Raw genomic sequence first — 10,640 nt, forward strand, 5'->3', positions numbered from 1 at the left:
AGGAAAAAGCTCTCGGTCTGCGGCAACAGAACAAGAGCCCTCTAAAAATTTAAAATTTTAACACCTACATGATACCATGGGTAGTGACTTTTTGCGCTTTTTTTAGCTTGTGTTTTCATATAAAAAGTTCCACCGAGAGATTTCTCTTCGTGGAACTTTTTTATCGGAAAAATAACCAAGCATATGCTAAAAATAAACTTGCTGCCACTACATGATACATGCGGAAAACGAGTAACAAAGCAATGTATTCACGCAACAACGCGTACGGCAAGTAATGAAGGGGAGTCGTTGCGCCGATCCCTTCTGCTTCAATTCCTAGTTGATGCGCATAAATACGGCTACGCAAAACATGGAAGTTATTCGTAATAAAGACGATCCCTCGGTACGCAGCTGTTTCTTCCATTATCTCTTTACTGAAGAGGAAATTTTGATGCGTATTAATGGAGTTTCTTTCTACTAAGATTTGCTTCGAAACAATTCCTTTTCCCATTAGGTAGTCCTGCATGGCTTCTGCTTCCGAATAAGGCTCATCAGGACCCTTCCCACCGCTCACGATGAAACGGGCCGGTGTTTCGCCGGCAGCGATTTGTTTTTGATAGAAGCGGAGCGCTTCGTCCAGCCGATGTTTCAACAGGAGACTAATGGTTCCATCAGGCTGCAAACCCGCACCAAGGATAATAATATAGTCTTGTTTCAAACTGGGCCGAATCCAGCGGTATAGAAATGCCAGACCTACGAAACCAGAAAATGTAATGACCAAATACAAAAAGAAATACTTTAATAAAAAGTCGATGGAGAAGAGCCATTCCGCCCGCCACCAGATACGGTTCATGAAAATCAGACTCTCTGTTGTAACTAATACGCCAGCCAAGATGGCTAACACCCCGTACTTACGTGACCAGCCGCGTTTCACTAAGCGGCGGCTCGCATGCAGGATGATTGCTATGCTAACAAACGTCAGCACATACGGCGCTAGTGCCAATAGAGCATCCAGGATATCCGAAAAAAGTGGATAGATGAGTTGTGTCCGGGATTGGATAAATCCAAGCACAACGAACAGAATGGTCGCAAGAAAAAGGAAAACCGCTGTTGAATGTGAGGTACGGTCTTTGCGATACCACATATAGATGAGACTAGAGATGATTCCGAGTCCATAAAATATCATCCATTCTTCTCTCCCTATAGTTCATGATAAGCTTGATAGACTTCTTGCTTTTTCAAGTTCCGTATTTTGGCAACTTGCTTGATTGCCTCTTTGGAAGAGAACGTTTCGTCAGCCATCACAGTTTCTACGTGACTCTTCAAATCATCCGGATAGGTTGCGGAAGCTTCGGGTTCGGGTGCAGAATTTCCTTCAACAAGAAGACAAATTTCTCCTTTTAAGGTGCCTGCCTTTGCCCACTCCAGCACTTCTCTAACAGATCCGCGCGTAAACTCTTCATAGCGTTTCGTCAGCTCGCGACAAACCACGACGCGACGTGATTCGCCTAATACAGAAATGATATTCTCTAACGTTTCTTTCAAGCGATGCGGTGATTCATAAAAAATCATGGTTTCTTCTTTATTCTTCAGTGCTTCCCATTGTGCGACCTGTTCTTTCTTCTTGCGTCTCAAGAACCCGATGAAGGTGAACGGCTGAGGCGGAAGTCCGGAGGCAATCAAAGCGGTAATTCCCGCATTGGCACCCGGTAACGGCACAACGGGGATACCTGCCTCGATGCAGGCTTGAACCAGTTCATGTCCCGGATCACTAATAGACGGCATTCCTGCATCACTTACTTGGGCAATTGATTCACCATTTGTTAATAACTCGACCAAATAAGGGATGCGTTCTTGTGTATTGTGTTCATGAAAGCTAAGTTGCTGTGTATCGATATCAAAATGTGTTAATAACTTCCGAGTATTGCGGGTATCTTCCGCCGCAATCCAGTTCACTTCTCTTAGAACTTCGATTGCGCGAAAGGTCATGTCGCCCAAGTTCCCGATTGGCGTTGGAACGAGGTAGAGCGTTCCTGTTTCATGCGCCTCATAACTTTTCTGTGTGCCGAACATGTTCTTCCCCTCTTTTCCACAATCTTAATTGTTCTTCTTTTACCTTTCGCGTCAGCTTTTTGAAAGCTGCTTCAGCTCTCGTTGCTTCACTGCGCGTTTCATAGCTTTCTTGGTGAATCATCCGGACCGGTCTCCGCGCCTTTGTATACTTCGATCCAATGCCGGCATTGTGTTCCTTCTCCCGCCGTTCTGGATTGGTTGTGTAACCAGCATAAAAAGATTGATCCGCACACTCCAATACATAAAAATAGTGGCGGGGCTCTTTACTCTGTTCCAAAAAGAATCGCCTGCACTTCCTCTGTGTACTCTCGGTTTTCGTCATGAACATAAAGAGGGGGCAGAATATGCAGCCCTTCATTTTTTCCGTCCTTGATGGCTTCTAACAACATCATATTCGCTTCTTTCCCAACCCGCGGATAAATAAAACGAATTCTCTTCGGTGCCAGACGGTTGGCGCGCATCGCATCCAGCACTTCCAGCAAACGATCCGGCCGGTGCACGAAATAAGCTTTCCCATTCATCTTCAATAAACGGCTCGTTTGTTCCATCAACTCAGGCAGTTTCAATAAAATCTCATGACGGGCAATTGTAAAGGCGCCTAAATCATTCTTGGTGCTTGACGGCAAGTCTTTGAAATAAGGCGGATTACAAGTAATCACATCGACCGAATCTGGGCGAATCAATTGAGTAATTTCATTAATATCCGCATGGAGGAAGGAAACTCGTTCTTCCAGTTGATTCAATTGAACCGTTCTCCGTGCCATATCAATTAATGCATCCTGTACTTCTACCCCGATAACGGGATTTTCCGTTTTCCCGGTTAACAAAAAGGCCACCGCGCCGTTTCCTGAACAGAAATCAACAATTGTGGCTTTTCGTTTGCGCGGAACGTTGGCGAAGTCAGCCAGCAAGACCGCATCCAAGGAAAAGGAAAAGACAGTTGAACTTTGAATGATTTGAATGTTCTCTCGCTTCAAGACATCCAACCGTTCTCCTTCTTTTAGTAGCGACAGGCTTTTTTCTTCCTTTTCCATTAATTCCGCGACTCCCGTTCTCCGTAGATGACATCCAGACAAAACACACAAGACTCATCGTCTAAGCGGCGACTGCCATAGTAAACATTGCAGACATGGAAGCCATCTTCATATAATTTTTGCAGATTTAAGCGGGATTTAGACATTTCTGGCTCCGCGTTGGCGGCATCCGCTTCAATTTGCTTGTTTAAGTAGTCAACCCGATCTCTCAAGTGTTGATTTTCAATTTGTAAGGTTGTATTTTCCTCAATTAACTGATCTAGCTTCGTTTGAATATCGCGCAAGTCTTCCCCTACGGAAGAAACACGGCTTTCCATTCGATGAAATTGATCAAATAAGGCTCGTTTATCCATTGCATTCACTCACATCTTTGTTTTCTTCTATAGTGTTATACCGGCATCCCATTTAATTCTTCAAATGGATATTCTACTGTTCGATTTTCCTTGAACAAGCGGACTCTGACAACTTGAGACAATAATTGTAATCCAACCACTTTCCCACGTCCATCTGGTGTTTCGATTTCTTGACCATAGTCGGGCATTTGCTTCTTCAACTCTTCATATGTTTCATTCTCAAAATTCAAACAACACATCAATCGTCCACAAATCCCTGAAATTTTAGCCGTATTTAATGACAAATCTTGGTCCTTTGCCATTTTAATGGATACCGGCACAAAATCGCCCAAGAAAGTGGAACAACAAAGCGGTCTGCCACACGGACCGATTCCACCCAATATTTTTGCTTCATCACGAGCTCCAATTTGGCGTAATTCAATCCGTGTATGGAAGGTACTCGCTAATTCCCTCACTAAAGAACGGAAGTCCACGCGATTGGCTGCAGCGAAGAGAAAGGTTAACTTCTGGCGATCAAAAGAATACTGAGCTTTCACGAGCTTCATTTCGAGAGCAGCTTCTCGAATTTTCCCCTTACAGATTCGAAATGCCAGCGCCTCATCGATTTGATTCCTTTTTACCACTTCCAAGTCCCGAGCTGTTGCTTTGCGCAATAAATCTATACTTGGTTGTGTTGCATCTTGATCCTGGCACCATTTTGAAGCAATGACTACCTTGGCACATTCCAAATATTCGCCAACTTGAACGATTACTCGGTCCTGTTCTTGATAATCATCTGTGCCTTTCTCATAGTAAGATATGGAGCCATTCGGCATGAACCGCAGGCCGATTACTTCCTTCATTCGCCTTCCCTCCTTCGAAATACAGACCGTTTCCGTCCTTACTTAGACCCTTTTAGATTTTGAAGACTGTGAATGGCAATCCCCTCTAGTACGCCTTGCACTTGGACATTCACTTGAAGCATTTGCTTCCCGGCCAAGATGGTTTCCATCTGATCCGTAATACCCGTTTGCCTACGTAAAGATTGCGTCATTGATTGATAGGTATGGAGATACTGCTGGTGAATGATATTTTTTTCCTGTTGGTACGAGACATACAGCAAGTCTCGGTAATGGAACAACAATAAGTCTAAACAAGTGAACCCATGGGCTCTGTCTTTCACTGCTTCCAAGAGATTCATTTGGACATATAAAAAGGCCATTGCATCTCCTGCAACCAATAATTGGAACCAGCTCCATGTTTTCTCCCGCAACAAACGAAACTGCTCGTCTGCCGCTAACTCTTTTGCCTCTGCCAAGTCATTCGTCACCGCTGCCAACACTTCAGCGTCACTCTTTGCTATACCTTCTTGCAACAAGAGTTCAGTCATCACATCCCGCTTCAACGGTTGAAAATGGATGATCTGACAGCGCGAACGAATCGTCGGCAAGATGTTTTCCTTCGCAGTTGTCAGGAGAAAGATATACGTCTCCGCACCCGGTTCTTCCAGAAAGGTCAGCAGGCTGTTAGCCGCACTGATTGTCATTTTTTCAGCGTCTTCTACAATGTAGACCTTCTTGCTGGCTTCGACTTTACTTTTGTGGAATTCTGCCTTTAATTGGCGGATTTGATCGACCTTGATCGATTGTCCATCGGGTTCGAGTTCAATCAAATCCGGCAACTCTTGTTCATCCATCCGCCGGCAATTTCGGCACGACTGACACGGTTTCCCGTCTGCCGGTGCCTGACAAAATAGTAACTTCGCAATCCAGCGAGCCATCTCTTTCTTCCCGGTTCCACGTGCACCCTCAAACAAGTAGGCATGGCCTAACCGTTTGTTCTGGAACGTACGGGAAAAAAGTTCAAGTAAAGCTGGTTGCCTTTCTTCCATCGATACTAACATTAGAATTGGTGGAAACTTTCAACAGGCAAGACAAAAACAGTCGCGCCGCCTACATGCACTTGCATTGGATAAGGGATATTGTTATCTAAGGATACATCCAAACTAACGGGTGAGGTCATGTATTGCTCTCTTGATTCGCAATTCACTTTGATGACATGTAAAACTTCCTTCACACGATCATCTTCTACCCCAATCATAAAGGTTGTATTTCCTGCTCGTAGGAATCCGCCTGAAGAGGACAACTTTGTCGCACGAATGTTTGCCTCCACTAATTCATCAGATAACAATGCACTATCCTTGTCTTGAACAACAGCCATAATTAGTTTCATCCTGATCTCCTCTTTCTTCGTGATCTATGCTTCAAACATTGCAGCAAATCGCTCGCGAATCACTGCTAAACACTGCTCAACAACTGCTTCTTTTGATTGCTGACTATCAATTACTACAATCCGTTCTGGATGTTCCTCTACGAGATGCAAGTAGCCTTCTCGCACTTTTTGGTGAAAGGCCAGGGCTTCTTGATCTAGTCGATTATTTTCTCTGCTTCCGCCACTTGCTGCAATGCGCCGTAGTCCTTCTTCTGCTGGAATATCTAGATACAAGGTCAAGTGAGGCTGCACGCCTTCGATGGCGAAGTCATTGATTTGGAAAATACCGGCTGTGCCAATCCCCCGGGCAAATCCTTGATAAGCAACCGAGCTATCCACAAAGCGGTCACATAAGACACAACCGCCTTCTGCTAGTACTGGAATTACTTTTTCTACCAAATGCTGGCGTCGACTAGCAGCATACAGCAAAGCTTCCGTCCGCTCATCCATTTCTGTATGTGCGGTATCCAAGATAATGTCGCGGATTTTTTCCGCAATCGGGCTACCACCCGGCTCCCGGGTTGTCACGATTTTTTTGTTCGCGGTAGCAGCTAAACGTCGACTCACTTCTTGTAGTGCGGTTGTTTTTCCTGCTCCATCTGGCCCTTCAAAGGTAATAAAAATTCCGTCCATCTCTACTCTTTGCTTCCTCTCTTCTCATTATACGCTACTACCATCGCAATCGGTAGTTCCCTGGAAATCATTTATCCATGAATAAGTGATCTTTTTGGTATTTGCGTTTTTTCAAATAATGAGGCTTGGCTTTTTTTGGTGCGTCGATATCACTGGAAAGGTTCCGTACGCGTGCTTCCTTCATCAAATACAAGTATTTCGCTCGCTCAAGCTTCGCCCGAATATACAACTCTTCTGGCACTTCATAAGCATTTCTTTCCAACTCTTGCAGAAGCTGGGATTGGCGATACACAGATTGAATCGTCTCCGCCAATTGTTGGTCGAGGACAAGCTTGGTAGGAACTTTCTTGCGATTCGTCCGTCCTAATTGAAAGATCATAACTTTCGACTCCTTCAAAACGAAAACTACAACTCGCGTCTTCCATCAATTGCGCGAAACAGCGTCATCTCATCCGCATATTCAATATCGCTTCCGACCGCTAATCCATAAGCGAGACGAGAGACTTTAATTCCTGCTGGCTTAATCAAACGCGAAAGGTACATCGCAGTGGATTCTCCTTCTGCTGTTGCGTTTGTCGCGATGATGACTTCATTGATTGCATCACTTTGCAGTCGTTTAATGAGTCCAGGGATATTCAAGTCCTCTGGTCCAGTTCCTTCCATTGGAGAAAGAACGCCATGCAAAACGTGATACAATCCGTGGTATTCCCGAATTTTCTCTAACGACATAATGTCACGTGGGCTCTCCACAACAAGCACTGTCGATTGGTCCCTGCCTTCATCCGAACAGATGATACAAGGGTCGGACTCCGTAATGTTGCCGCAATTGGAACAGTAATGGAGGTCGCGCTTAGTGCTGATTAATGCATTCGCAAAATGAAGCACTTCATCTTCTTGCATGTCTAAGCAGAAGAAAGCTAATCGGGCCGCTGTCTTTTGGCCGATTCCGGGTAGCTTCATGAAGCTTTCAATTAATTTTGCAATCGGTTCTGGATACTGCATGCCGTTTCTCTAATCTCCTCTATTTTTAGAATCCAGGCATTCCTTTAGCAAACTTACCTAGTTTTGCCTTTTGGTCTGCCTCGACTTTTTCTAAGGCATCGTTCGTAGCCATTAGTACTAAGTCTTGTAACATTTCTACATCATCCGGGTCAACTGCTTCTGGTTTGATGGTTACATCGGTTACTTTTTTGTCCCCAGTCATCGTTACTGCTACTAATTCATTAGCCGCAAATCCAGTATATTCGGTTACGTTCAACTCGTTTTGTGTTTCCTCAATTTGTTTTTGCATCTTTTGCATTTGTTTCATCATACCTTGCATATTTCCCATATTTCCACGCATCTGTATTCTCTCCTTTATTCATCAATAATTGTAATATGTTCTTCGCCAAACATACTGATGGCTTGATCCACTACTTCTTTTTCTAAACTTTCTTCATCGTTCTCATGGGTTAAGTCTATTCCCGTTTCTTCATCAAAGGCGGGAGGTGGCTCTAACCCTCTGCTCCAATCCTCTTCTTCAGCGGATGGGCGTGTTTCTTTTTTCTCTTCTGCCGGGCGTTCTTGCTTCACCGGAGTAATTTTTCCTGCCTTCAGGTCTTGCACGTAGCTTCTTTTCAGACCATTCCATTGTTCAGCAGTCACACAGACGACTTCGCCCGGACGGTTGGTCATGCGGCGAATCGCTTCATCCAGCGCGGATTGTAAATCTTGATCCTCGCTCGCCTTTTGACACAAGATATCATGCTCAAAGGACAAAATGCACGCTGTTCCGTTGGCAGCTACCGGTTCTGCTTGGCGCAAAATAGCACGCTGGGTTACGGATAAAACGTCCAGTATGTCTACCCAATGGGATTTCAACGTAACCAAGTCTTGCTTCACTGCTTCCCGCATGATGCGTTGAGCACGGGCAAAGTCCGGTTTGAAGCCGTTATTCCGCTGACCATTTGATCGAGGAGCTGCAGGTGCAGCTTTCACTGCCTTCGTTTCACTTGTACCATTTTGGACTGATGCAACAAGGGTTGCTAGCTCCTTTTTCAAGGCCGCAACTTCTTTTTCTAATGGACTCGTATCAACCGTCGCAACAGGAGCTGCCACAGGTTTCCCGGGTAGGGGTTGCGACAATTTCACTGCTAAGACTTCTAAGTATACATCTGGTTGAGTTGAAAAACGCATCTCACTCTGTGTGGAACTGAACTGCGACATGGCTTCATATAGAAACGCTGGGGCGACTTCCTTTGTGAAAGCACGGAATCGGTCGCTCTTTTGTTCCAGCGCCTCGCTCGAAGGATTCTTCGTCTGTTGGTATACCAGAACGTCACGAACAAAGAGAATCATTTCTTCCAAGAAACGACCCGCCTCTTTGCCTTCTGCTAGAATTTCTTGCAGGACCGACAGGGCTTGTTCCGCTTGTTGCTGGTGCAAGGCTTCCAGGAACGAAATCATCATTTCTTCCGTTAAACTACCGGACACTTGTACAGCATGGCTGAACTTCACTTCTGTTGAGTCATAGGCGATCACTTGATCCAACAAACTTAAGGCATCACGCATCCCACCATTTGCTGCTCGGGCAATAACCGGCAAGGCTTCTTCTTCATAAGGGATGCCTTCTTGTTCCAGGATGTAAGACATACGCGACAAGATGGCTTGGTAGGTAATCCGTTTGAAATCAAATCGCTGCGTTCTGGAAATAATCGTCAATGGAATTTTATGTGGTTCTGTAGTTGCTAAGATGAAAATTACGTTCTCTGGCGGTTCTTCTAGCGTCTTCAAGAGTGCATTAAAGGCACCGGTCGACAACATATGGACTTCATCAATAATGTAAATTTTATATTCTGCTTGGGTTGGGGCATAGCGAGCTTTATCGCGGATATCCCGAATTTCTTCTACACCGTTATTGCTGGCAGCATCGATTTCGATGACGTCGTTCAAGCGGCCTTCTGTAATGGCTTGGCAAATCTCGCATTCATTACACGGCTCGCCGTCCGTTTGATTGGGACAGTTGATTGCTTTCGCAAATATCTTCGCAGCACTCGTCTTCCCAGTTCCGCGTGGTCCGGTGAATAAGTAAGCATGGCTATTTTTCCCCTGCATCAGGGCATTTTTCAGTGTGCGTGTAACAGCTTCTTGACCGGCAATATCATCAAACCGTTGCGGCCGCCACACACGATAAAGTGCTTGATAGCTCATTATTCCCCCTCTTTCCCTGCTCATTTCATTCTTCCATTATACGTGAAAAAGGATAAAATAGAAAGGCTTCAAGACGACTCCTTTGAGAGCCAGAACTTTGACTCATTCAGCTTTTTAATTGCATATCTTTTGCAGTGTAACCGTTTTTTCGTTACACTAGGCTTAAATTAATGAAGGAAGTTGAGGGGAAGAATATGGCTAGATTTGTTAAAGGTCCATTTGAAACCATTGGAGAGGTAGAAGCTGCGATTCATAGTCTTCTACAAGAAGGTTACGAAAAGAGCGCCATTACGGTGGTTGCTGACAAAGAAGACGACTTACGTGCCCTAGAACAGCAAACCTCGGTAGACGTGCAAACAGAGGAAGCCGATGAGTTGATCGGCCGCGATGATCGTCCATTCTTGGAGAACATTACGGATGCATTCACCGGATTCTTCTTCAGCCGCGGAGAACGCTCGCATGGAGGAGCTGCCGGAAACTATACCGATGATAACGATGATCCGCACGTTCTTCTAAAAGGGTACCAACGAGACTTAGAAAACGGAAAAATTGTCTTGCTCGTTGAAGACCGTCATGTTCAGGAATCTAAATTTAATTTAGACGCGGTGGACAACTTAGAATCTTCCACCCCTTCCGATACACCTGAAATAAAAGATGCGGATCCTAGTGTGGTCATGGAAGACATGGAACCAGAAACCGATTCCCATCCTGACATCGACGAAAACGAAGATGTTTTAGAGCAAGAAACGACGTATGTGCCAAGTGAATCAATGGATACATTCGGCGTCCAACAGAGTGAAAGAAAGTATCACGACATCCCAGCAGAAGTAGACGTAACACCTATTCCGACCGATGAGTCGGGAGCACAAGCAGAGGAGTTTGTGAATGAAGGAGAAGAACGTGTCATCGTTACTCCTCCTACCGAACCAGACACCATTCCGACTGATGTGAATACAGTGGATGTGGACGAAGAAGAGAAGAGACTATAAAAATTAACACTCGCCAAATCGATTATGATTTGGCGAGTGTTTTTTTAATATAAAAAAATGAGTCTGGGACAAAACCAGAAAAATGAATAAAGAAATAGCTCTCGCAGATCCCTTTTGGGGTGGCGAGAGCCATTTTTTTG

14 protein-coding genes are annotated in these 10,640 nt (G+C 44.8%); 1 reads left to right on the forward strand and 13 read right to left on the reverse strand.

Annotated elements, in window-relative coordinates; all coding sequences use genetic code 11:
* Positions 1 to 160: 160 nt before the first annotated feature.
* The 13 genes from PVE40_RS11565 to dnaX all read right to left on the reverse strand — a co-directional run bounded on the left by PVE40_RS11565 (position 161) and on the right by dnaX (position 9,511).
* On the reverse strand, positions 161 to 1,165 hold the full coding sequence (locus PVE40_RS11565) for a YdcF family protein (protein WP_274732100.1): 1,005 nt from the start codon (positions 1,163 to 1,165) through the stop codon (positions 161 to 163).
* 14 nt (positions 1,166 to 1,179) lie between these two features.
* A complete protein-coding gene (gene rsmI / locus PVE40_RS11570) occupies positions 1,180 to 2,052 on the reverse strand; it encodes a 16S rRNA (cytidine(1402)-2'-O)-methyltransferase (RefSeq protein ID WP_274732101.1) in 873 nt (290 codons plus the stop codon).
* Entirely contained in the window at positions 2,027 to 2,329 is a 303-nt protein-coding gene (locus PVE40_RS11575; protein ID WP_274732102.1) for a GIY-YIG nuclease family protein, read from the reverse strand. Before PVE40_RS11575 ends, rsmI begins: the two co-directional genes overlap by 26 nt.
* Positions 2,316 to 3,086, reverse strand: a complete 771-nt coding sequence (locus PVE40_RS11580; protein WP_274732103.1) for a tRNA1(Val) (adenine(37)-N6)-methyltransferase — start codon at positions 3,084 to 3,086, stop codon at positions 2,316 to 2,318. The genes PVE40_RS11575 and PVE40_RS11580 overlap by 14 nt, the downstream gene beginning before the upstream one ends.
* Entirely contained in the window at positions 3,086 to 3,439 is a 354-nt protein-coding gene (locus tag PVE40_RS11585) for an initiation-control protein YabA (protein WP_274732104.1), read from the reverse strand. The genes PVE40_RS11580 and PVE40_RS11585 overlap by 1 nt, the downstream gene beginning before the upstream one ends.
* A gap of 35 nt (positions 3,440 to 3,474) precedes the next feature.
* Positions 3,475 to 4,281 carry a PSP1 domain-containing protein gene (locus tag PVE40_RS11590; protein WP_274732105.1) on the reverse strand — a complete coding sequence of 269 codons (807 nt, stop codon included), beginning with the start codon at positions 4,279 to 4,281 and terminating at the stop codon, positions 3,475 to 3,477.
* A gap of 38 nt (positions 4,282 to 4,319) precedes the next feature.
* The gene (gene holB / locus PVE40_RS11595; protein WP_274732106.1) at positions 4,320 to 5,309 is read right to left on the reverse strand and encodes a DNA polymerase III subunit delta'; all 990 of its coding nucleotides are present in this window, start codon (positions 5,307 to 5,309) and stop codon (positions 4,320 to 4,322) included.
* Positions 5,310 to 5,320: 11 nt separating this feature from the next.
* Positions 5,321 to 5,650, reverse strand: coding sequence for a cyclic-di-AMP receptor (locus PVE40_RS11600; protein WP_274732107.1), 330 nt, complete (start codon positions 5,648 to 5,650; stop codon positions 5,321 to 5,323).
* 24 nt (positions 5,651 to 5,674) lie between these two features.
* On the reverse strand, positions 5,675 to 6,322 hold the full coding sequence (tmk, locus tag PVE40_RS11605) for a dTMP kinase (RefSeq protein ID WP_274732108.1): 648 nt from the start codon (positions 6,320 to 6,322) through the stop codon (positions 5,675 to 5,677).
* 67 nt (positions 6,323 to 6,389) lie between these two features.
* Positions 6,390 to 6,701, reverse strand: a complete 312-nt coding sequence (locus PVE40_RS11610; protein WP_274732109.1) for a DUF2508 family protein — start codon at positions 6,699 to 6,701, stop codon at positions 6,390 to 6,392.
* A gap of 26 nt (positions 6,702 to 6,727) precedes the next feature.
* Entirely contained in the window at positions 6,728 to 7,324 is a 597-nt protein-coding gene (recR, locus tag PVE40_RS11615; protein ID WP_274732110.1) for a recombination mediator RecR, read from the reverse strand.
* A 25-nt stretch (positions 7,325 to 7,349) separates the two neighbouring features.
* Positions 7,350 to 7,664 (reverse strand): YbaB/EbfC family nucleoid-associated protein, encoded by a 315-nt coding sequence (locus tag PVE40_RS11620; protein ID WP_274732112.1) that lies wholly within the window; start codon positions 7,662 to 7,664, stop codon positions 7,350 to 7,352.
* Between the two features lie 14 nt (positions 7,665 to 7,678).
* Positions 7,679 to 9,511: a DNA polymerase III subunit gamma/tau gene (gene dnaX, locus PVE40_RS11625; protein WP_274732113.1), complete on the reverse strand. Its 1,833-nt coding sequence runs from the start codon at positions 9,509 to 9,511 to the stop codon at positions 7,679 to 7,681.
* Positions 9,512 to 9,705: 194 nt separating this feature from the next.
* Here dnaX and PVE40_RS11630 point away from each other — a divergent pair, with 194 nt between their 5' ends.
* Positions 9,706 to 10,500, forward strand: a complete 795-nt coding sequence (locus PVE40_RS11630; RefSeq protein ID WP_274732114.1) for a general stress protein — start codon at positions 9,706 to 9,708, stop codon at positions 10,498 to 10,500.
* Positions 10,501 to 10,640: the final 140 nt, after the last annotated feature.

It is taken from the genome of Jeotgalibaca caeni, assembly GCF_028863945.1.
Taxonomy (GTDB): Bacteria; Bacillota; Bacilli; order Lactobacillales; family Aerococcaceae; genus Jeotgalibaca; species Jeotgalibaca caeni.